This window comes from Dactylococcopsis salina PCC 8305 (assembly GCF_000317615.1).
GTDB lineage: Bacteria > Cyanobacteriota > Cyanobacteriia > Cyanobacteriales > Rubidibacteraceae > Halothece > Halothece salina.
In genome coordinates this window covers 2,778,003-2,800,094 of sequence record NC_019780.1, presented here as the reverse complement: position 1 = coordinate 2,800,094, position 22,092 = coordinate 2,778,003, and the positions used below count along the sequence as shown (strand labels likewise).

Sequence of the window (22,092 nt, the reverse complement as noted above, 5' to 3'; positions counted from 1 at the left end):
CTCACTTTGCTTCGGCTTTGAAAGGGGGGAACGGTTCATCAAATTTTTAGATAAGATATCGAACTGCTATATGTTTTCAATTGAGGAAAAGTCTCTCAGTTTTGAAGAGTATTTAAACTATGATAACGGAGATGATTTCTCCTATGAGTTGGTGGAGGGAAAGCTCGAATTAATGAATCCACCAACCTTATTGCATTTATTAATTAGTAAGTTTTTAGAAGAGATTTTTGGACAACAAATTAAAGCCGATAATCTCTCCTTAGTTTGTTTACAAGGTGCTGGAATTAGAACTGGAGTTAATAAGTCTCGGATTCCTGATCTCGCGATTTTTCCCCTCTCCATCCTTCAATCACAGTTAGATCGATCGGCGGTTTTTGAAACGCCACCCCAGTTAGTTGTTGAAATTGTGAGTCCAGAATCAAGGAAACGAGATTATCGTTACAAACGTTCCGAATATGCGGCTTTAGGGATTCCAGAATACTGGATTATTGATCCTCAAAATCAGATCATTACTATTTTACAGTGGGATGAAGGATTGTATGAAGAAAGAGTTTTTCAAGGAAAAGAAATGATTATTTCTCAGCAATTTTCTAAACTTACTTTGACTGTGGAACAAATTTTTAATCAACCTTTACAGTGATCAGTGACCAGTGATCAGTGACCAGTGACCAGTGACCAGTGATCAGTGACCAGTGACCAGTGACCAGTGATCAGTGACCAGTGACCAGTGACCAATGTAGAGACGTTTTATGGAACGTCTCCCAGTGACCAGTGACCAGTGATCAGTGACCAGTGAACAAATAACAAATAACAAATAACAAATAACAAATAACAAATAACAAATAAGGGGGGTTAGGGGGGATATACTATAACCTAACTTTTTGAAAATGGTATTAATTGACTGATGAAACCTGTGATTGATTGCATTTATACCGATGGCGCTTGTCTGGGGAATCCAGGACCTGGGGGTTGGGGAGCCGTGTTATATTTTCAAGATGGCTCGGTTTATGAAATCGGTGGCGCAGAACGCGAAACCACAAATAACCGCATGGAGTTACAAGCGGCGATCGCGTCTTTACAGTTGTTCCGAGACAGTGGACAGACAAAACCGATTCAGCTTTACAGCGATAGTCAGTATCTAATTAAAGGTCTGACGCAATGGTTAAAGGGGTGGAAAAAGAAAGGTTGGAAAACTAGCACAGGAAAAGCGGTTCTTAATCAAGACCTTTGGCAACTTTTAGACCAACTTAATAATTCCCTCGTCACTTGGAAGCACGTTCCTGCTCACCAAGGCATTGCGGGTAATGAACGCTGTGACGCGATCGCGCGACATTTTGCTCAAGGTCAGCAGCCAAATCTGAAAAAAACCCTAGAATTTCCCCTTACAGCTAACTCCGATACGGTAGCTGAGGTTAAGCAAACGATACAATCAGAGACACCTGAACCAATCGCAAGCAAGACACTGGCAAATCCTATGGAAGAATTAGAAGAACGCTCACTGGAAGACTCTCGTTTGATACAAGGCGATCGCATGACGGGTTTAAATCATCTCATTGAATCTTTGAGAATTGCTGACGAAATCGCCCAAAAAGGTTATCTCATCAGTAGTTCCGAACTCGCGGAATTAATGAATGTTAACGCCAGTGCTGTCACCAGTAGGGGGAGTCACTGGTCTTGGCGGAACTGGGTCGTGTCACGAGTTCGCAGAGAAGGGAATCAGATTCTCTGGCAATTAGAACGAGCAGAAGGTTAATTTCAGACAGCGTTTGATCCCGATCGAGCGCTCTTTCTATAGCGCTACAAAATCAGGTTAGGACATTCCAAAATGTTGAAACTCACCTATACCTTATACCATTTTGGAGAAGTCAAGTTACAGTAAATCCCCCCTAACCCCCCTTTGAAAGGGGGGAACAATGGGTTGGTGTGTAGCGCCAGTTTATCAAAATGGTATTACTAAGGCAACTTGCCTCTTGCCTTTTGCCTCTTGCCTTTTGCCTTTTGCCTCTTGCCTCTTGCCTCTTGCCTCTTGCCTCTTGCCTCTTGCCTTTTGCCTCTTGCCTCTTGCCTCTTGCCTCTTGCCTCTTGCCTCTTGCCTCTTGCCTCTTGCCTTTTGCCTCTTGCCTCTTGCCTCTTGCCTCTTGCCTCTTGCCTAGCGCGTAGCGCTATAGTCACTAATTGTTGTGATACAGTCGTCCTCGCCATTGTGTGGGACGTTTACTCGCAGACAGAAAAATCCGAGCTACTGCTGGCAAATCAGCAAACGGAGAAAGCCAAAAGAACCAAGATTGAGGAGAAGCCGCGCGGTCATAAGAAGGCGCGACCGCAAACAATAACGCGAAACGTATGATCAACAGTCCCCCGTTGAGTCCGAAAGCGAGAAGAAACATTAAGCTCGTTTCCCCTTGCAAAAACGCAGCGATCGAGCCGACAAAGACAGGAAGAGGAAGCCCCTGTAATACCAACAATAACCACAATTCCAACAATAATAAACTCGGTGTGGAAGCATCCTTCAAATCAAGAGAACGTCCCCACTCTTGCCAAGTTTCCTTCATCCCCTCATACATTCGCACTTTAATCACTTTTGCCCCATCGAAAAAGCCCACCTGCGCCCCCATACTCGCCGCATACCGCGCCAATGTCACGTCATCACAAAATGATCCCTTCGCGGCTTCATAGCCTCCCAGAGCCGTTAAAACCTCACGACGAGCGAGAAAACACTGTCCATTCGCCATCACTCGTTCTGGCGGATTCGGTTTCACTCCCGCCACATCAAAACGATATAACAACGTCATCAATAAAGCAGGTTGTAGCCACCATTCCCCCGATGATTTTAACTGGAATTGAGGCGACAAAGACAAGAGGTCATAGCCTTCCGACTCAGCACTGGCAATCAACGCAGAAACTAAACCCGATCGCGGTTGGGTATCAGCATCAATCCCTAAAACCCATTCACTGTTTTCCGAACTCGCCATTAACCCCGTATGTAACGCCCAAGGACGACCCACCCATCCTGACGGTAAAGGCGCATCACTGAGCAACCGAAATCGCGGATCATGTTTTTGGGCGGCTTTCACCAAATCGGGAGTCCCATCAGTAGAGTCGCTATCCACAACTAAAATCTCTCGCACCTCATACCCTTGTTGCGTCAAGCCTCTTAAACAGGGGGAAATGCGATCGGCTTCATTCAGTGTCGGAACAATAATGCTCACTGTTCCAAATTGTTCTGGGGTTGTCATGCGTGGGAGAAGGGGAGGCACTCGTTTCGCCCCTTTCAGTAAACGAGATAACAAAATAAATGTGGCGGGAAGTTGCAACAGAAGGAGTAAACAGCAACCAGTGGCGAGTAACCCGTTGCTGGTTGAGGGATCAGTGATGACTAGATTAATGACGACAAAAAAGCTCATTGAATAAATGGGATGTTAACGGACTAAACCGAAATGAATCCTCTCCCGTCCAACTTCAAGCTGATAACGGAAGAGGAAAGATCAAACTAAAGATTAGAAGCTACAAAACATTCCTGTCAATAGGGAAGTTTAGACAATTACTGAGCGCGGTTGCTCTGTAATTGTGCCATTGAAACCGCATCTTTTTCCTCAGTTTCTGTTTTCACCATTGGCGAAGCTGTCACTGTGGGAGTAATCCAATAGAGAACCGCACAGGGAATTACAGCAAATATTGTCCCGATCACCACAGGAATCCAGATTCCTGCGGCTAAACTGAGGACAACTCCAAATAAGATGTTAGAGAAATAGACAACAAAAGCAAAGGTCAGATCACGACGGACTAATCCTAACCGTTGATTTCCCCAGAAAAGATGAGCCGTCGTCATAAAGATAACGCCAGTAATAAACCAACCCGCAAAGTTTTGATAAGGCATTCCAAAAAAGGCGCCTGGTTGTTCCCAAACCCAGAACGGAACATCGGTTTGACTCATCGCTGGATCGAGAACAAAATCCCAAAAAGTGAGGAGTAAAGAACCAACCCCGATCGCGCCGACACTTCGCACCCAGGTTGGAAGAGGACGACTTTCTAATCCCACTCTCGCAATTAAATAAGTACAAAATCCGACATAAAACCAAGATAAAGGAATCGTAAACGGTACTAAATCAGCAATTTTATAACCTAATCCACTTAAATAACGATATTCTCCAAAAGGAAAACCTGTACTGGTTCCTAAGAGTTCACTGGCGAGAGAGAGACTCAACGCGGGAACCATGAAGGTAAGCCAGCGTTTGCCGCCTAAGTTTTGGTAAGCATAAACCGCAACCGCACTCGCACCTAGTAACATATAAACAACGCCACCGCCAGCCATTGAGTAACTAAACGCGGTTTGTCCGATCGGCGGTAAACTGGCAATAAATTCTCCGTTGGGAAGCACTAGCACTAAGCCAGCAATCCCAAAGATCATCGCACCAATGTGACCGATTAACAGCCCCGTTGCTGGGGAGAATCCGCTCCCAGATTGTTGTAATTTCATTAATTTTTCTTCCTTGTTTTGATACAACTTGTTAAATGATAAAGGGGTAAATTTTGGAAATGGCACTCTGGTTAAATTGAGGCTCATCGACAAAGATTAATTAATAGTTTACAAAAATTTACAAACAATGTTGCAAGTTTCGGGGAAAAAATCAATGATGATGAGGAAAAAAATTGAGCAATCCCCCTTCCTGAGCCGAATTTAAGATAGATAAAACGATTATGGACTTTCAGCTTTAAATTTTTTGGGTAGGATGCAACTCGTTAAGATCAAGGAAATCTGAACTCAGAATTGGTCTGGCGAGTGCCTAAGTATTTGTTCCTATCGCTAGATTGAAAGAAGAAAGCGCACTGAAAACAACATTAAAACTAAAATGAATTTATTCCTCCCTGAAGAAAACAACTTAACCATTCGCTGGTTGCAAGATCGAGACTTAGATGCGATCGAAGCTCTACTGAAATCATCTCACGAACTCCATCATAGTGGTTCAGTGTCTGCTTTCAGTGAAGATATCGCCAATTTTCGACAATGGTATAATCCGCTCAAACTCCGCAGTTTATTCCCAAACCCAGCACAACACAAATTTTGCATTTATGTCGCAGAAAAAGAGGAACAAGTGGTAGGAGCGATTAAAGTCTCTCCCACGAATAGCAGTCGCAGCACTTGGCAAGTTGAACATATTTTAGTTGATCCCAGTTATCCTCTAGCAGGAAAACGAATTGGCTCGCAGCTTTTAAGATATTGCTTTGAGACGATTTGGGAAGCGAGGACTTGGATTTTAGAAGTTAACATTCATCATAAGAGTATATTAGGACTGTATCGGAGCAATGGGTTTCAACCTTTAGCACAGTCAACTTATTGGTTGATTTCTCCTCAGCAATTGCAGGAATTGGCGCAACACGAGCCAAAACTGCCAAATTTGCTTCCTGTTAATAATGCCGATGCTCAATTGCTTTATCAATTGGATACGGTATCAATGCCGCCGTTACTGCGTCAAGTGTTCGATCGCCATGTGACGGATTTTAATCGTAATTTCCTAGAAATCACGATCGGGCGCTTACAACAGTGGTTAGGAAGGAAGCAAACTCAAGAGGGATATGTGTTTGAACCGCAACGAAAAGCAGCGATCGCCCATTATCAGTTAAATCCCAATTTAGGGGAAAATCAACCGCGAGAATGCAAATTAACCGTTCATCCTGCTTATACTTGGCTTTACCGCGAATTAGTTGCCAAAATCGCTCGATCGCTGCCTAAAAATACTCATCTCCTTCTAGCTTCTGCGGATTATCAACCCGAACGGGAGGAATATTTAGAAGAAATCGGCGCCGAACGCATTGAACACACGCTTCTTTTATCTCGTTCCGTGTGGCACAAATTACGGGAAGCCCCTTCTTCCCTAGAAAGATTACAATTGTCAGGGGTCTTACAGGGATTGCGTCCAGGTGGGAGTCCGATTCCCAGTCGTTTACCCTGGTTAAACTCTTTTGCGAAAGAGACAGAGGAGAATCTAGAGCAAGAAATATTGAGAAAAGAAGAGGAAGAAGCAAATTGAGCGGGAGAATATCGGCGTTAGGGCTAGATATTGGGAAAAAACGCATTGGTGTTGCGGGTTGCGATGGCACGGGTTTAATTGCAACTCCCCTCACCACCATTACACGGGTTGGTTTTACAGACGATGTGGCAAAATTACAGCAGTTGATTGCCGAACGTGAAGTGACGATACTTGTAATTGGTTTACCCTATTCTCTCGCTGGTGAGTGGGGAAAACAAGCACAACGGACGGAAAAGTATGCGGAACGGTTGGCGAGTGTATTAAAATTGCCGATCGAGTATATGGACGAAAGATTAACCTCGATCGAAGCAGAAACCCAACTCAAAACCAAAAGAGGATTTTCCCCGAGACGAGATAAAGCCCAAATTGACGCTCACGCCGCCGCCATTATTCTGCAACAATGGCTGGATCATAAACGCTTAACCTCCCATTGAACCACCAAAACCAAGAAATTTTGAGGAGTTGATAACCATGTCTAAAATTGAAAAATTAGAAGAAAACGTGCGTAATCTTTCACCAGAAGAATTTTCTCAATTTCGTGAATGGTTTTATGAATTGGAAAATGAACGCTGGGATCAAGAAATTGAAATGGACTTTGAGGCTGGAAAATTCGATCGACTGATTGAGAAAGCAAGGCAAGAGTTTGCCCCTAGATAGGAATGAAGATGCTATTATGGAGAATCGCATTGCCATAAATTAGGAAAGTAAACGCAAAAAACAATGAGTCTGACCCAAGAACGAAAACAAGAAATCATTAACGATTATCAAGTCCATGAAACCGATACGGGTTCAACAGAAGTCCAAATTGCCATTTTAACCAAGCGTATCACTCGCTTAACCGAACATCTCAAATCAAACGACAAAGATCACTCATCTAGACGGGGACTGCTAAAATTGATTGGTCATCGTCGGAGTTTGTTATCCTATTTACAGAAAGAAAATCAAGAACGCTATCAGGAACTGATTAAACGACTTGGTATTCGTGGTTAACCGCTATTGATAGATTTATGGCTTCTCAACCAGAAGAAAAACGGACCAACTTACCTTTTGAACCCACCAGAAAGCGTAAAAAGAAACCAAAAACTGAACCCGTAAAAACTGAGTCTAAACCTCAGCCACCTGTACAAGATCAACGTAAAGCTCAAGCCTCCCTTTCTGCTATTCCCGAAAGCGTTAGCCAACGCATGGTTCGTCGAATGGCTTTCTTTTCAGGTATTCCCACCAGTTTGGGAATTTTGAGCTTTTTCGCTTTTTACTGGATTGTCACGAAAGAATTGCTAGAGCTTCCTCCCTATACAGTGGTGTTAGTGAGCATGGGATTATTTGGACTTGGTGTTTTAGGCTTAAGCTATGGTTTAATTTCCGCTTCTTGGGATGAAGAGCGAGTGGGAACGCGGTTTGGTTGGGAAGAATTTACGGTCAATATCAAACGCATTTTTGCCGCTTTTCGTACTGCCAGAGAAGAGCGTCGCCAAGAATAAAAGATTTCCTTAATTGAAAAATATCCTGAAGTCTGGAAACAATAGATCGTAAATGAGGAAAAATGTTCCTCGATCGATGCTGAATTGAAAACCTAAAAATAGAGAAACCTTAAAACCTATGATCATTGTGATGAAAGTTGGCTCACCAGAAGCCGAAATCAGCCGTCTCTGCGAAGAGTGTACAGCCAAAGGGCTAACCCCTGAAAAAATTGTCGGTAAGCATAAGGTCGTCATCGGATTAGTGGGAGATACCGCTTCTATGGACCCCCTACAACTCCAAGAAATGAGTCCTTGGATTGAGGAAGTGGTGCGAGTGGAACAGCCCTTTAAACGCGCCAGTCGAGAGTTTCGTCACGGTGAACCCAGCGAAGTGTGGGTGGATACGCCCAACGGTGCGGTTGCCTTTGGGGAACATCATCCTGTCGTGTTGGTGGCGGGCCCTTGTTCCGTAGAGAATGAGGAAATGATTGTAGAAACGGCAAAAGCAGTCAAATCTTCAGGTGCGAAGTTTCTACGCGGTGGCGCTTATAAACCTCGTACTTCTCCCTACTCTTTCCAAGGTCATGGGGAAAGTGCGTTGGAATTATTGGCAGCTGCCAGAGAAGCCAGTGGCTTAGGCATTATTACTGAGGTCATGGATACCGCCGATGTGGAGAAAATTGCGGAAGTCGCAGACGTGCTACAAGTGGGAGCGCGGAATATGCAGAATTTCGCTCTCTTGAAAAAGGTGGGCGCTCAGAATAAACCTGTGTTGCTCAAACGGGGAATGTCCGCAACCATTGAGGAATGGATTATGGCGGCAGAATATATCTTGGCAGCAGGGAATCCCAATGTGATTTTATGTGAACGGGGGATTCGCACGTTCGATCGGCGCTATACTCGCAATACCCTCGATTTATCGGTGATTCCTGTGTTACGGACTCTGACGCATCTTCCGATTATGATTGATCCGAGTCACGGTACAGGAAAATCTGAGTACGTGCCAGCGATGGCAATGGGCGCGATCGCAACGGGAACGGACTCACTAATGATTGAAGTTCATCCCAACCCAGCGAAAGCCTGGTCTGATGGCGCACAATCCTTGACACCAGCGCGTTTTAAGGAGTTAGTGCAAGAATTAGGCGTAATTGCTAAACCATTAGGACGTTGGGAAAGTTCTCCCGTCGCAGTTGCGTAGAATTGTGTAGGTTGGGTAGAGACGTTCCATGGAACGTCTCCACACGAAACCCAACACCAATTGTGTAGGTTGGGTGGAGAAGACGAAACCCAACACCAATCAGTGACCAGTGACCAGTTACCAGTTACCAGTTGTTCTTGATCTAATCAGTTACTTAGTAGCTTACAATCTGTTACGAATTAATTGCTTACTATTCACTATTCACTGCTTACTGATCACTGATCACTGATCACTGGTCACTGCAATGGGTGGAGAAGACGAAACCCAACACCAGCAATGTAGATTGTGTAGGTTGGGTGGAGAAGACGAAACCCAACACCAGCAATGTAGATGTAGGTTGGTTACAGTTGACGGCATCCAAGACGATTCAATTGTGAATGATGTTGGGTTTCACTTCGTTTCACCCAAACTACGGGGAGGTGATTATGTGGATAATGATGTTGGGTTTCACTTCGTTTCACCCAACCTACGGGGAGGCTTGTGTTGGGTTTCACTTCGTTTCACCCAACCTACGGGGAGGTGCTGATGTGGATTAGGAAATTCTCTCTAGGGGAGCGATCGCGCTCAACTGTAATTCTGGATGATCTCCTTCCACTTGTTGTAAATTCCACTGATTCTTGAACAGCAACACGGGACGATCTAAAATATCCTTGACGATCGCAGTGTTAAACAATCGTCCCACTTCATCAAGAGCTTCCCAACCGCCTTTTACCCATCGCGCTACCTTGTAAGGCAACATCTCTAACCGCGTTTCCACGTTATACTCGTTTTCCATGCGATATTGCACCACCTCTAACTGTAATTGTCCCACCGCCGCCAGAATGGGATCGCGCTTACTTTCATCTTTAGAATACATAATCTGAATCGCCCCTTCTTCCCGTAATTCAGTTACCCCTTTATGAAACTGTTTAAACCGAGACGAATTGGGATTTTTCAAATAGGCAAATAATTCGGGAGAGAAAGAAGGAATCCCCTCATAAACGATTTTTTGCCCCGTATAAACCGTGTCACCAATGGCAAACATTCCAGGATTATTTAAGCCAATAACATCCCCTGGATAAGCATTATCAATGGAATCGCGATCTTGAGCGAATAACTTTTGAGGACGAGAGAGGCGCACCGTTTTTCCGCTACGAGCATGATTAACCGTCATATCCTTCTCAAATTTTCCCGTACAAACTCGAACAAACGCCACCCGATCGCGATGTTTGGGGTCCATGTTCGCTTGCAGCTTAAACACAAAGCCCGTAAAGTCAGGATAGGTGGGATTCATTTCTCCCAATGAGGATTGATGAGCTTCTGGCGGTTGAGCATACTCTAAAAACGCATCTAGAAACAATTGCACCCCAAAGTTGGTCATAGCACTTCCAAAGAACATGGGAGACAGTTCTCCGTTGTGAATTCTTTTGAGATCAAAGTCGGGGGCGACTTCTTCAATGATTTCGATTTCGTCTTTGAGTTGGAAGTAAAGTTCTTGGTCTAAGACTTCTTCAATTTTTGGATCAGTTATCGAGAGAACAGTGCTTTGTGCTTGGGTGCTACCGTGAGCGGTACGCTGGAAAAGGTGAATTTGTTCGGTGCGTCGATCGTAAACCCCTTGAAATCTGTCACCAAGACCGATCGGCCAGTTGACAGCATAGGTTTGTAACCCTAATTCCTGTTCGATTTCGTCAATCAGTTCGAGAGGTTCTCGCGACGGTCGATCCATCTTATTGGCAAAAGTAAAAATGGGCAACGATCGCATTCGACACACCTCAAATAACTTGCGAGTTTGCGGTTCTAATCCTTTTGCCGCATCAATTAACATTACCGCATTATCCGCCGCCGCCAGAGTGCGATAAGTATCCTCACTAAAATCTTGGTGTCCTGGGGTATCTAAAAGGTTAATCTGGAAGTTGTGATAGTCGAATTGTAAAACAGTGGAAGTAATGGAAATCCCTCGTTGTTTTTCCAATTCCATCCAGTCGGAAGTGGCTTGACGTTGCGCTCGTTTCGATTTTACAGCCCCAGCTTGGTGAATTGCTCCCCCATAAAGGAGTAGTTTTTCGGTGAGAGTGGTTTTCCCCGCGTCAGGGTGAGAAATAATGGCAAAGTTGCGCCGAGACTCTACCGCTTGTTTTAGTTCTTGTTCTGTTGACATTCTTCGATCGATTCCACTATGAATTTTGGTTAATTTAGCAATCCTACTAAATGAGAGCGGAAAAACTTAATTCCTTAAAGCCCCCATTATTGGGGGTTTGGGGGCAAAAGCATTTACTAATCATCTGGGATTGCTATTTCAGTTTAAGGGATGACTTTATTGTTCCAATTTCAAAACCGCCATGAATGCTTCTTGAGGCACATCAACAGTTCCAATGGACTTCATGCGCTTTTTCCCTTTAGCCTGCTTTTGTAAGAGTTTCTTTTTCCGAGAAATGTCACCGCCGTAGCATTTAGCTAAGACATCTTTTCGCAGTGGGGGAATATGAGCGCTGGCAATAATACGGCTACCAATTCCCGCTTGTACAGGAATCTTAAATTGTTGACGGGGAATTAACTCTTTTAGCTTCTCCACCAGCGATTTACCCACAGGATAGGCTTTATCGCGGTGAACAATCATCGCTAGGGAATCCACCGACTCGTTATTGACCATGATGTCGAGTTTTACCAGTTCGTTGGCACGATAACCGAGGAAATTGTATTCCATACTGGCATAACCGCGCGATCGAGATTTCATCTGATCAAAAAAGTCAGTCACCACTTCTGCTAAAGGCAACTCATACACCAGTGTGGTTCGGGTGGGAGTGAAATATTTCATATCCTTAAACTCTCCCCGTCGCCCTTGACATAACTCCATCAACGCTCCCACATATTCTTCTGGGGTAATCATTTCTAAATGGATGTAAGGTTCTTCTACTGCTTCTCGTTCTTGCGGTGAAGGGAGAGCGCTGGGATTATCAATTTCGATAATTTCCCCATCATTGAGCATCACGCGGTAAATTACCGAAGGCGCAGTCACCACTAAATCTAAATCATACTCTCGTTCTAACCGTTCTTGGACAATTTCCATGTGAAGCAGCCCCAAAAATCCGCAACGGAAACCAAACCCCATGGCGCTGGAGGTTTCTGGTTCATAAGAAAGAGCCGAATCATTGAGTTTTAATTTATCTAACGCATCTCGCAAGTCGGCGTAATCATCGGTACTGGTAGGGAATAACCCACAGAAAACCATCGGTTTCGCTTCTTGATAACCTGGAAGAGGAGACGCTGCTTGTTTATTGGCGAGGGTGATGGTATCACCAACGCGAGCGTCTTCCACTGCTTTAATTGAGGCTGCAATATAGCCCACTTCTCCCGCGTGGAGTTCTTCTACGGGAACTTTTGTCGGGGAGAGAATACCAATTTCATCAATTTCGTATTCTTTTTTAGAAGCCATGAGACGAATTTTGTCCCCTACTTTCACTGTTCCATCCACAACCCGAAAATAGACGATTACTCCGCGATAAGGGTCATAATAGCTATCAAAAATCAATGCTCTGAGAGGCTCGTTTGTGGTTTCTGCTGGTGGGGGAATTAAACGAACGATCGCTTCTAGAATTTCGTCAATGCCTTTCCCCATTTTCGCAGAAGCCATAATCGCATTACTACAGTCTAACCCGATCGCTTCTTCGATTTCTTCTAATACCCGTTCCGGTTCAGCGCTAGGTAAGTCGATTTTGTTTAAGACTGGGATGATTTCTAGGTTTTGTTCTAAAGCCAGATAGATATTGGCGAGGGTTTGCGCTTCTACTCCTTGAGACGCATCGACAATTAATAATGCTCCTTCACAAGCGACGAGAGAACGGGAGACTTCATAGGAAAAATCCACATGACCAGGGGTGTCAATGAGGTTTAAAACGTAGGTTTCGCCGTCTTTGGCGGTGTAATTCATCCGCGCGGCTTGTAGTTTGATGGTGATTCCTCGCTCTCGTTCTAAGTCCATGTTATCGAGGAACTGTTCTTTCATTTCCCGCTCTTTCACGGTATCCGTCCAACGTAGCAGTTGATCAGCTAAGGTTGATTTGCCATGATCGATATGAGCGATGATGGAGAAGTTACGAAAACGAGAAACAGAAACGTTAGTCATAGGATGTGTTTGTTCGTCGGTAGAAGCGCGATTGTCTTTGCCAGCGCCCTTCGGGCGATCGCACTGTACAACTATCTTAACTTGTGTTTTTGGATAAATAAGGTTTGCTGACAAAGTTCATGGATCGTTGTTCGTTATTCGTTATTCGTTATTCGTTATTCGTTATTTGTTATTCGTTACTGGTTACTGGTCACTGGTCACTGGTCACTGGTCACTGGTCACTGGTCACTGGTCACTGATTACTGGTCACTGATTACTGGTCACTGATTACTGGTCACTGATCACTGGTCACTGGTCACTGGTTACTGGTCACTGATCACTGGTCACTGGTCACTGGTTACTGGTCACTGATCACTGGTCACTGGTCACTGGTTACTGGTCACTGGTCACTGATCACTGATCACTGATTACTGATTTTTAGGTCTAATTGTTGTTGGAAAATCTGTTCGATCGGTAACATTTCCCCAGTTTCTGTCATCATTTTATGATCGGCAGTGGCTCGGATGATTTTTCCATCTTCTAGGGTATATTCTACAACTTCTTGTTCTCCTCTGGGATGCCATTGCGCGATCGGTTGGCTATAAATAAAGCCATTTTCATCGACACTATAAACATGACAATTCATTCTTTCTTCGACAATTTTACCAATAGGAATCGCGCCGTATTCTTCCGTTAAAACTTCTGTGTCATAACTGAGACAGTATTCTGCAAATTTAATCATTTGCTCAAATAAACTTTCCGCAACCTGTTGTTTAACGCCGTTTTTAGTCGCCCCATCAATAAACATTTCTCGATGTTTCTGCATTTCTGCAACTTTCTTTTTTCCCATGGCACGGCGTAATAAATCCGCTTGTCCTAGAGAATATCCTGCCATATCTTGAGCAATTTTCATGATCTGTTCTTGATAGACCATGACAGCATAAGTTTCGTCTAAAATCTTTTCTAAAATGGGATGTTCATAAGTAATTTCTTCTTTCCCATGTTTTCGATCGACAAATTTAGGAATTAATCCCGCGTCCAATGGTCCTGGGCGATACAAAGCTAAAATCGAGGAAATATCCTCAATGCTAGAGGGTTTTAAATCTTGAACAACTTTTAACATTCCTGATGATTCTAACTGAAAAATTCCATCTAATTGTCCTTTCTCAATCAAATCATAGGTTTTTTGAACATCATCTGGTTTCGTATTTTTAATTTCTCCTTTTGCTAAAATTTCACGAGAACGAATCTCATCAATGGGAAGCTGATCAAGGTTTAATCTATTTCCTGTATTTTTTTCAATTAAATCGGCAGTATGTTTAATTGTGGTCAGATTTTTCAGCCCTAAAAAGTCCATTTTTAATAAACCAAGAGCCTCTAAATCTTCCATATAATACTGTGTAATTACTGCTCCATCATTGTTCTTTTGTAAAGGGACAATTTCGTCTAGAGGTTCTTTAGAAATAACCACACCAGCCGCATGAACCCCGTAAGTTTTGTTTGTTCCTTCAATGCGGATTGCCATATCCACCCAACGCTGTACTTTCTCATCACTATCATAGAGTTTTTTAAACTCAGGTTCGGGTGTTTCATCGGAGATCATTTTTGTTAATTCTGCTGGCTTTCCTCTCGCCACAGGAATCATTTTTGCGAGACGATCGGATTCAGAATAAGGAATATCTAAAACCCGCGCGACATCTTTTAAAACTGCTTTTGATGTCATGCGGTTAAACGTAATAATTTGAGCGACTTTATCTTCCCCATAACGATGGGTTACATAATCAATTACATCGTCTCTTCTTTCAATACAAAAATCTGTATCAATATCAGGCATTGATTTTCTTTCTGGGTTTAAGAATCGTTCAAAAAGTAACCCATGATGAACGGGATCAATGTTCGTAATTTTCAGCGCGTAAGCCACTAATGAACCCGCAGCAGAACCGCGTCCGGGGCCAACAGGAATGTTATTATCTCTGGCATATTTAATATAATCCCAAACTACTAAAAAGTAACTGGAAAATCCCCGTTCTTGCATGATTTTTAGTTCTCTTTCTAAACGGGTTTTATAGGTTTCCTCAACTTCTGAACGGCTGCGACAGTCTAAACGTTCCAGTAATCCTTTCCATGTAATTTCTTCTAAATAACTATCATCGGTGTGTCCACTGGGAACGGGATAATCTGGAAGGCGCGGTTCTCCTAAAATGTTATAAGATTTAATTTTTTTTGCAACTTCAACCGTATTTCCGATCGCGCTTTCGATAATGTCATCAGATAAATGATCTCGAAATAACTGCCTCATTTCCTCTGCAGATTTCAGATATTCTGTACCGCTATAACGCAAGCGTTTATCTTCGGTAATTAATTTATTAGTTTGAATACAAATCAGTGCGTCGTGTGCTTCAACATCATTACAAGAAATAAAATGGGAGTCATTCGTAGCGATAATTTTAATGTCTAATTCTTCACTGATTTTAACAATTTCACTGTTAACAATGCGATCTTCTTGTGAACCATGATCTTGAATTTCTAAATAATAGTCATCCCCAAAGACTTTTTTATACCATTTAGCAACTTTTCGCGCTTCCTTTCGTTCTCCTCTTAAAATCGCTTGGGGAAGTTCTCCCCCTAAACAGCCACTGGTGACAATCAATCCTTCTTTATACTGTTCGAGATAGTCTTTATTAATACATGGACGTGCAAAAATTCCTTTTCCGTGAACGCCTTTTAAGTTAGAAATTGTGGTGAGTTTAACTAAGTTTTTATATCCTTGTGTATCTTTGGCGAGAACAACTTGGTGATACTTTTTATATTTGCCAGGCTTTTCTAAATCATCGGTGTTAATCACATACATTTCGTTTCCGATGATGGGTTTAATGTTTTTCGATCGACAGACTTTAATCAGTTCGATCGCGCCGTACATCACACCATGATCCGTAAGGGCGATCGCATCCATCCCTAATTCTACCGCTCGATCGATCAACGGTGGTAACTGGGAAGCCCCATCTAATAAACTGTAATCGCTATGAATGTGTAAACCGACAAATGATGACATATTTTAAGTAACAGGTAGGTTGGGTGGAGTTTACGAAACCCAACACCAATTTTAATATGACATCCAAGTAACAGGTAGGTTGGGTGTAGCTGGGGGCTAGGTTTTACCAAAAAAAAAGAGGCGATCGATCGCCTCTCTTTGTTAATTTTAATCAAGTGATGAATTGCTGTTATAGCGCTACAAAATCAGGTTAGAACATTCCAAAATGTTGAAACTCACCTAACTATTGCACTCTTGCCTCTTGCCTCTTGCCTCTTGCCTAGCGCGTAGCGCTATACTGATCTAACATCGCTTGCGAATTGCTTTGGGGAAGACTGGGAGCAACAAACCCAGGCGCGTAAAACGGATTTAAGCTGGCTTGAAACGTATTTCCACGCTCTGCAATTACTGGCGTTACCGCTTCTCGTGCTTTTAGAGCCACTTCCACAGTTTTCACATCATAAGTGCGAGTTGCTAACTTGGGATACAAACCAATGCCAATGATGGGAAGCAGTAAACAAGCCGTAATGAAGATTTCACGAGGTTTCGCATCTCCCAAGTATTTTTCGATCGCAAGCTCAGAATTAGACGCACCGTAGAACACTTGACGCAACATAGAAAGCAGATAGATGGGAGTCAGAATTAAGCCCACCGCCGCTAAAAACACCATTGCGGTTTTGAAAATATCACTGTAAGCGTCACTGGTAGCGATACCGAGAAACACCGTTAACTCGCTGACAAAGCCACTCATGCCAGGTAATGCTAAAGAAGCCATGGCTGCTGTCGTAAAGAGAGCGAAAATTTTCGGCATTTCTTGCGCCATACCGCCCATTTTCTCCATAACAAGGGTATGAGTACGCTCGTAAGTTGCGCCAGAGAGGAAGAATAAAGCGGCTGCGATTAAACCATGAGAAACCATCTGTAACACAGCGCCGTTTAATCCTAATTCCGTATAGGAAGCAATTCCGAGTAAAACAAAACCCATGTGGGAAATTGAAGAATAAGCAAGACGACGTTTGAGATTAGTTTGACTAAAGGCTGTGAATGCACCATAAACAATGTTCACCACCCCTAAAACCGCCAACACAGGAGCAAAATAAACGTGAGCATTGGGTAAAATTTCCACATTCATCCGAATTAGTCCATAACCGCCCATTTTTAGCAAAACGCCTGCTAAAATCATGGAAACTGGTGCGGATGCTTCACTGTGCGCGTCGGGAAGCCAAGTATGAAGCGGGAAAATTGGCAGTTTAACACCAAAGGCGATTAAGAAACCGACATAAGCAAACATTTCCACAGCAAAGGGCAGATTTTTCATCCCTAATTGCATCATGTCGAAACTAACTTCATTACCGTAGAAGGCTAAACCTAAAGCGCCAACCAGAATAAAAACGGAACCGGCTGCAGTGTAGAGAATAAATTTAGTGGCGGCATAACTGCGATTTTTGCCTCCCCAGATGGAGATTAAGAGATAGACAGGAACTAATTCCAGTTCCCACATTAAGAAGAATAATAATAAGTCTTGGGCAGCAAATACGCCAACTTGGGCGCTGTAAAGAACAAGAATAAGAGCGTAGAATAAGCGTGATTTATAGGTAACATTCCAAGCGGCAACTACTGCTAGGGTGGTAATTAAGCCAGAGAGGACAATTAAAGGCATTGATAAGCCATCCACCGCTAATGACCAGTTTAAGCCTAGTTGAGGTAGCCAAGGATAGTTCTCTTGGAGTTGGAATTGACTGTCATTAAGGTTAAAGTTGTTTACAAATGCGTAAACGGTGAGCAAAAAGGTGATCAAACTGGCGCTGAGGGTAAACCAGCGCAGGGTTTTTCCGTTTTCGTTGGGAAGAAAGGGAATTACTGCCGCAGCGAGTAAGGGAAAGATGATAATTGTGCTTAACCAGGGAATTTGAAACTCGAACATAAGATGAATAAGAATAAATACTTATGAGGACAGCTTTCATTATATGAAGGGATGTTAACTTTTGAAAAGGTCTATAACGGAAAAAGCTATAGAAAGATTTAATGGTTTCCTTTAGTTTTTTACCTTTCTCTCTTGGATTACCCTAGATTGTGAAGTCTCTATCACTTTTATGAAACTTGCTTTGGATCAGTATGCTCATTTAGATTCCCCTCTCCATCACTGGAATCAACAGTTAAAGTTGATTGCGTTGGGAGGATTAATTTTTGCATTCGCGTTTGTGCAAAATTTGGGGTTATTACCTGTGATGGTTTTAATCACGGTGATTTTGTATGTGTTATCCCATCTCCCGTTATCGTTTCTTTTGTCTCGATTACAATATCCAGGGATTTTTATCGCGGCGGTAGTGTTGGTGTTACCGTTGATTTCAGGAGAAACGGTACTTTGGGAATGGGGACCGATCGCGCTGCGAGAGGAAGGATTATTAGCGGTGATGCTAATTGTCACCCGTTTTGTCTGTATTCTTACGATTAGCTTAATTTTATTCGGAACTGCACCATTTTTAAGCAGTATCAAGGCGATGCGATCGTTAGGTTTGCCGCGAGTGATCGTAGATATGACTTTGTTATCTTACCGTTATCTGGAATCGTTTGGGGATACACTAACAACCATGCAGCGAGCAATGAGACTACGGGGATTTGATTCTCGTCAATTTAGTGTTCGTAATACGAAACGTTTAGCTTCTTTGATGGGGAGTTTATTGGTGCGAAGTTATGAACAATCCCAACAGGTTTATCATGCGATGATTTTACGCGGCTATAACTACGGGTTACGTCAACAAAAAATTGGCTTAGGCGTTGCTTTACGGGAAGCGACACCAGCGATGGTGTTTTGGTTTTGGTTTACCTGTACGATCGCGCTGAGTTTAATGATTGCAGAGTTTTTATTTTAGTTATTTATCAGTCTTATGAAACAACTGACGCAATTTCCACGGATCAAAACCTCAGAAGAAAGTGCCTTGGCGGTTCATGATCTAAAATTTTCTTACCCACAGCAACCTGCGGTTTTAGACCAAATTAGCTTCCAAATCGAAGCGGGAGAAAGGGTGGGGTTAATTGGTCCCAATGGCGCAGGGAAAACGACGCTTTTCCTTTCTGCTTGTGGCATTTTAAAGCCGACGGCGGGGGAAATGTTTATTTTTGGAGAATCGGTACAAGCGGAAACCTTTAACCCCAATGTTGGTTTAGTTTTTCAAAACCCAGATGATCAACTATTTTGTCCGACGGTTTGGGATGATGTCGCTTTTGGTCCCGAAAATTTACAACTGTCTCCTTCAGAAATTAAACATCGGGTGGAAGAAGCGTTAACCATCACTGGAACTTATCCCCTCGCGCAGCGCATCCCCCACCAACTCTCAGGGGGACAAAAATGTATGGTTGCCATTGCTACGGTTTTGGCGATGCACCCTCAACTTATTTTATATGATGAACCCAGCGCCAATTTAGATTTATCCGCACGGCGGCGCTTAATTGATTTTTTAGAGATTTCTGAACAAACGATTATTATTTCTTCCCATGATTTAGAGTTACTTCTAGAAGTGTGCGATCGAGTCATCCTTTTGAATCAAGGACAAATTATAGCTGATGGTGATCCGCATCGGGTTATGGGAAATCAAAGTTTAATGGAAAGTCATGGCTTGGAAAAACCCCACTCTCTGTTTCATCACCCTCCTGATGCCCATCAGGAATAGGAACACCAATCACTCCAGCTTCCAGCATATAATTTCCCTAGAGGCAATGAGGCTAAATGTAAGGAGAATAAGTTGACACAAGCGGTAACACCAGAACCACAATAAACGATTTTTTCCTGTGTTTCTCCAAGAGGTAAGTCACTGTTTAACCAGCGTTTCTGTTGTTGGGAAGGCGGATAAATGTTTCCTTGTTCATCGGTGACGCTTTTCCAGGGAAGATTGATCGCCCCCGCAATATGTCCCGCCACTGGATCGATCGGTTCTCTTTCTCCACGATAGCGATCGGGGTCTCTAGAGTCAATAATAACCGTGTTTGGGTCTTGTTGACGAGCTTTGACCTCTGTTCGATCGACTACCCAATCCGTTCGCAGTTGAGGCGAAAAATGACCTGTTTTCGAGGGGGGAATCTGGGCGCTAACGGGATAACCAGCTTTTTCCCAGGCATTCCAACCGCCGTCTAACACCGCAACCCGATCGTGACCATAATATCGCAATAACCACCACAACCGCGCCGCAAACGCACAGCGAGAGTCATCATAAGCGATTACTTGCGTTTCTCCGCGATTAATTCCCATTTTCGCCAATTTTTGTCCTAAACTATCAGAATCAGGGAGAGGATGTCGCCCCCCGTGTTTTTGCACGGGTGAGGATAAATCTTGATTTAAATCTAGGTAAAAAGCACCTGGAATATGGCGGGTTTCATACTGCTTTTTTCCCCAACTGGGATCAGCTAGTTGAAAGCGACAGTCAATCACAACTAGATTCGGATCATCGAGACGGTTGAATAATTCGTTAACTGAAAAAACTGATTTCATAGGCTTGCCGAAAGATTCGATCGAGTTTATAATAGGTTACAGTACCATCGGGAGGATGGGAATTGACGCTTGAGGAGCTAGTTGCAAGACTAGGATAGCACCGCGAATAGCACGTGCGCCCAAGAAGTCACCTTGCGTGGCACTCCACTCAATATGCGATCGCACAAGAAGCGCAGTAATCGGTGAAAGCCATGCGCTTCGCAGGTGCGTTTTAAAAATTAGTTACAATTAATCCCCCCTAACCCCCCTTTTGAAAGGGGGGGAAACTTTTAGAAAAACCCCCTCTTAACTTTCCTTTGAATTAGTTACAATCAATCCCCCCTAACCCCCCTTTGAAAGGGGGGAATTTAGTTAGGGCTTGCTGTTGGGAAACTGAAAGTTTTACCAAATAAGGATTTGAGGCGATTAAGTTCAGGTAAAAATGCAAGTTCATTGATTGTTCAATCATCAAAACCCTGCCTCTTGCCTCTTGCCTCTTGCCTCTTGCCTTACTAAACCAACCAATGGACTTTTTCAGCAAGCCCTAGTTACGATTGAGTTTTTTCGTCGCCACGTCACGGAAAAAGGCTGTATATTCAGAATGACCGCGAGGGAAAATTAGGTTTAAAGTCAGTGGATCATTGATATCTCGTGGATCAGTGGGCGTTTCTGTTACCTTTGCTTCTCCGTTGGGTGTGGTTTCAATGCGAACTGGTTTACGGTTTTTGACTTCTCCCCCACTGCTATCAATATAGACAACAATATTATTGGGATGAATGTCTTGGATTAATTGCAGAAAAGCGCGATCGCTTCCTCCTCTTCTTGCTTCAATTTTGCCATTGATTTCGGTAACACTGCTGTTAACTGTATCACCAACTCCGATGAGAATTGGCATCAAATTAAAATCAAAATTATTCTTGACTAATTGCAGTAATTCTGAGTAATTATTGGGCGCATCACGAACATTAAAATCTTTTCCGAGGGGATAGTTTCCAGTCCGTTGATAGTAATAATAATTGAGGAGATATAAGACACCCGCTTCTTTGATTGCGCCACGAATCATAAACTGGAAATCAGTTGTTCCTGAATCTGTTTTTTCCACTGGACGTAAAATTTCTTTCCCGTTTTTATCCCGTCCTAAATTGGGGGCATAATGAACAAAAAAGGAATCGGTTAAGCCTTGTTGATGGGCTTCGCTGAGTAACGTTTCCATCAATTGTGCCATTGTTTTTTGTAACTGGAAATAGCGTTCAGGATTCGTCTTTAATCGATCATAAATTGTGTTGAGATTTGCAGTAGGAGAAGCCATATTATCTAAAATTGAGGCTTCAATATCTGATTCAATTTCGGCGCTTGATCGAGTGTCTGAAAACTGCTTAAAAAACTGTTCTAATTGTTCTCGAATGCGTTGAGGAACAGTGGCTAAAAATGCTAATTCTTTTTCCGTAACCCCAGGATGAGAGACATTTCCTTTTCGGTTTTGCCATTGGACACCACCCGCCGCTAAACCTGGAAGATAAAGGGAATTTTTGTGAACAAAATCAGCATCACCAAAGGCGCGATCGATGATCGAATTAACGCCCCGTTTGCCAATATGTTCACCATTTGTTAACACATAAAACTGATCAGAAAACGCTTTTGTTGCTTCTACATACTTCGGTTCAATGGTGCGGTTTAAGGGGTCTTTAACCAACTCCATACAAACCCCATCTAAATCTTGAATGATTAAAATATTGTCATAATTGGTTAATATATCAGCGAGTTTTTGATGATTGAGAGAGGGCGAGTTTTCTTGTAATAACGGATGAAACTTTGACACAATTAA

General features: G+C 43.1%; 23 protein-coding genes. 12 read left to right on the top strand and 11 right to left on the bottom strand.

The window, feature by feature from the left end:
- Positions 1-70 precede the first annotated feature (70 nt).
- Positions 71-640 carry a Uma2 family endonuclease gene (locus DACSA_RS13515; RefSeq protein ID WP_015230292.1) on the top strand — a complete coding sequence of 190 codons (570 nt, stop codon included), beginning with the start codon at positions 71-73 and terminating at the stop codon, positions 638-640.
- 42 nt (positions 641-682) lie between these two features.
- Here the strand turns inward: DACSA_RS13515 and DACSA_RS22610 are convergent, their stop codons facing one another.
- Positions 683-814, bottom strand: coding sequence for a hypothetical protein (locus DACSA_RS22610; RefSeq protein ID WP_269544604.1), 132 nt, complete (start codon positions 812-814; stop codon positions 683-685).
- Between the two features lie 90 nt (positions 815-904).
- Here DACSA_RS22610 and rnhA point away from each other — a divergent pair, with 90 nt between their 5' ends.
- Positions 905-1,753 carry a ribonuclease HI gene (gene rnhA / locus DACSA_RS13510; protein ID WP_015230291.1) on the top strand — a complete coding sequence of 283 codons (849 nt, stop codon included), beginning with the start codon at positions 905-907 and terminating at the stop codon, positions 1,751-1,753.
- A 200-nt stretch (positions 1,754-1,953) separates the two neighbouring features.
- On the opposite strand, the gene DACSA_RS20795 is transcribed toward rnhA, so the two are convergent.
- The 3 genes from DACSA_RS20795 to cruF form a co-directional block, all read right to left on the bottom strand.
- Entirely contained in the window at positions 1,954-2,202 is a 249-nt protein-coding gene (locus DACSA_RS20795) for a hypothetical protein (protein WP_051017322.1), read from the bottom strand.
- Positions 2,172-3,404 carry a 2'-O-glycosyltransferase CruG gene (gene cruG / locus DACSA_RS13500; RefSeq protein WP_015230290.1) on the bottom strand — a complete coding sequence of 411 codons (1,233 nt, stop codon included), beginning with the start codon at positions 3,402-3,404 and terminating at the stop codon, positions 2,172-2,174. Before cruG ends, DACSA_RS20795 begins: the two co-directional genes overlap by 31 nt.
- A 137-nt stretch (positions 3,405-3,541) precedes the next feature.
- Entirely contained in the window at positions 3,542-4,477 is a 936-nt protein-coding gene (cruF, locus tag DACSA_RS13495) for a gamma-carotene 1'-hydroxylase CruF (protein WP_041235889.1), read from the bottom strand.
- 373 nt (positions 4,478-4,850) lie between these two features.
- On the opposite strand from cruF, the gene DACSA_RS13490 reads away from it, so the two are divergent.
- The 7 genes from DACSA_RS13490 (at position 4,851) to DACSA_RS22605 (ending at position 9,064) form a co-directional block, all read left to right on the top strand.
- Complete coding sequence (locus DACSA_RS13490; protein ID WP_015230288.1) at positions 4,851-6,029, top strand: GNAT family N-acetyltransferase; 1,179 nt, start codon at positions 4,851-4,853, stop codon at positions 6,027-6,029.
- On the top strand, positions 6,026-6,463 hold the full coding sequence (gene ruvX, locus DACSA_RS13485) for a Holliday junction resolvase RuvX (protein WP_015230287.1): 438 nt from the start codon (positions 6,026-6,028) through the stop codon (positions 6,461-6,463). Before DACSA_RS13490 ends, ruvX begins: the two co-directional genes overlap by 4 nt.
- A 37-nt stretch (positions 6,464-6,500) precedes the next feature.
- The gene (locus tag DACSA_RS13480; protein WP_015230286.1) at positions 6,501-6,686 is read left to right on the top strand and encodes a hypothetical protein; all 186 of its coding nucleotides are present in this window, start codon (positions 6,501-6,503) and stop codon (positions 6,684-6,686) included.
- Between the two features lie 63 nt (positions 6,687-6,749).
- Positions 6,750-7,019, top strand: a complete 270-nt coding sequence (rpsO, locus tag DACSA_RS13475) for a 30S ribosomal protein S15 (protein ID WP_015230285.1) — start codon at positions 6,750-6,752, stop codon at positions 7,017-7,019.
- 17 nt (positions 7,020-7,036) lie between these two features.
- Entirely contained in the window at positions 7,037-7,510 is a 474-nt protein-coding gene (locus DACSA_RS13470) for a PAM68 family protein (RefSeq protein ID WP_015230284.1), read from the top strand.
- Between the two features lie 118 nt (positions 7,511-7,628).
- The gene (gene aroF, locus DACSA_RS13465; protein WP_015230283.1) at positions 7,629-8,687 is read left to right on the top strand and encodes a 3-deoxy-7-phosphoheptulonate synthase; all 1,059 of its coding nucleotides are present in this window, start codon (positions 7,629-7,631) and stop codon (positions 8,685-8,687) included.
- A 248-nt stretch (positions 8,688-8,935) separates the two neighbouring features.
- Positions 8,936-9,064 (top strand): hypothetical protein, encoded by a 129-nt coding sequence (locus DACSA_RS22605; RefSeq protein ID WP_269544603.1) that lies wholly within the window; start codon positions 8,936-8,938, stop codon positions 9,062-9,064.
- A 155-nt stretch (positions 9,065-9,219) separates the two neighbouring features.
- Here DACSA_RS22605 and prfC read toward each other — a convergent pair whose 3' ends face one another.
- Positions 9,220-10,827 carry a peptide chain release factor 3 gene (gene prfC / locus DACSA_RS13460; protein ID WP_015230282.1) on the bottom strand — a complete coding sequence of 536 codons (1,608 nt, stop codon included), beginning with the start codon at positions 10,825-10,827 and terminating at the stop codon, positions 9,220-9,222.
- Positions 10,828-10,983: 156 nt separating this feature from the next.
- The gene (gene lepA, locus DACSA_RS13455) at positions 10,984-12,792 is read right to left on the bottom strand and encodes a translation elongation factor 4 (RefSeq protein ID WP_015230281.1); all 1,809 of its coding nucleotides are present in this window, start codon (positions 12,790-12,792) and stop codon (positions 10,984-10,986) included.
- A gap of 127 nt (positions 12,793-12,919) precedes the next feature.
- Here lepA and DACSA_RS22600 point away from each other — a divergent pair, with 127 nt between their 5' ends.
- Positions 12,920-13,045 carry a hypothetical protein gene (locus tag DACSA_RS22600; RefSeq protein ID WP_269544602.1) on the top strand — a complete coding sequence of 42 codons (126 nt, stop codon included), beginning with the start codon at positions 12,920-12,922 and terminating at the stop codon, positions 13,043-13,045.
- Between the two features lie 147 nt (positions 13,046-13,192).
- Here the strand turns inward: DACSA_RS22600 and DACSA_RS13450 are convergent, their stop codons facing one another.
- Both DACSA_RS13450 and DACSA_RS13445 read right to left on the bottom strand, forming a co-directional pair.
- On the bottom strand, positions 13,193-15,823 hold the full coding sequence (locus DACSA_RS13450; RefSeq protein WP_015230280.1) for a trans-splicing intein-formed DNA polymerase III subunit alpha N-terminal partner DnaE-N: 2,631 nt from the start codon (positions 15,821-15,823) through the stop codon (positions 13,193-13,195).
- Positions 15,824-16,082: 259 nt separating this feature from the next.
- The gene (locus DACSA_RS13445) at positions 16,083-17,726 is read right to left on the bottom strand and encodes an NAD(P)H-quinone oxidoreductase subunit 4 (RefSeq protein WP_015230279.1); all 1,644 of its coding nucleotides are present in this window, start codon (positions 17,724-17,726) and stop codon (positions 16,083-16,085) included.
- A 169-nt stretch (positions 17,727-17,895) separates the two neighbouring features.
- Here DACSA_RS13445 and cbiQ point away from each other — a divergent pair, with 169 nt between their 5' ends.
- Both cbiQ and DACSA_RS13435 read left to right on the top strand, forming a co-directional pair.
- On the top strand, positions 17,896-18,675 hold the full coding sequence (cbiQ, locus tag DACSA_RS13440) for a cobalt ECF transporter T component CbiQ (RefSeq protein WP_015230278.1): 780 nt from the start codon (positions 17,896-17,898) through the stop codon (positions 18,673-18,675).
- Positions 18,676-18,690: 15 nt separating this feature from the next.
- Positions 18,691-19,473, top strand: a complete 783-nt coding sequence (locus DACSA_RS13435; protein WP_015230277.1) for an energy-coupling factor ABC transporter ATP-binding protein — start codon at positions 18,691-18,693, stop codon at positions 19,471-19,473.
- Here DACSA_RS13435 and DACSA_RS13430 read toward each other — a convergent pair.
- From DACSA_RS13430 to stpA, 3 genes are all read right to left on the bottom strand, one after another.
- Positions 19,464-20,288 carry a sulfurtransferase gene (locus DACSA_RS13430; protein WP_015230276.1) on the bottom strand — a complete coding sequence of 275 codons (825 nt, stop codon included), beginning with the start codon at positions 20,286-20,288 and terminating at the stop codon, positions 19,464-19,466. The two genes, DACSA_RS13435 and DACSA_RS13430, sit on opposite strands and share 10 nt — an antisense overlap.
- Before the next feature lie 301 nt (positions 20,289-20,589).
- Complete coding sequence (locus tag DACSA_RS20790) at positions 20,590-20,808, bottom strand: hypothetical protein (RefSeq protein ID WP_156800794.1); 219 nt, start codon at positions 20,806-20,808, stop codon at positions 20,590-20,592.
- Positions 20,809-20,811: 3 nt separating this feature from the next.
- On the bottom strand, positions 20,812-22,086 hold the full coding sequence (gene stpA / locus DACSA_RS13425; RefSeq protein ID WP_015230275.1) for a glucosylglycerol 3-phosphatase: 1,275 nt from the start codon (positions 22,084-22,086) through the stop codon (positions 20,812-20,814).
- Positions 22,087-22,092: the final 6 nt, after the last annotated feature.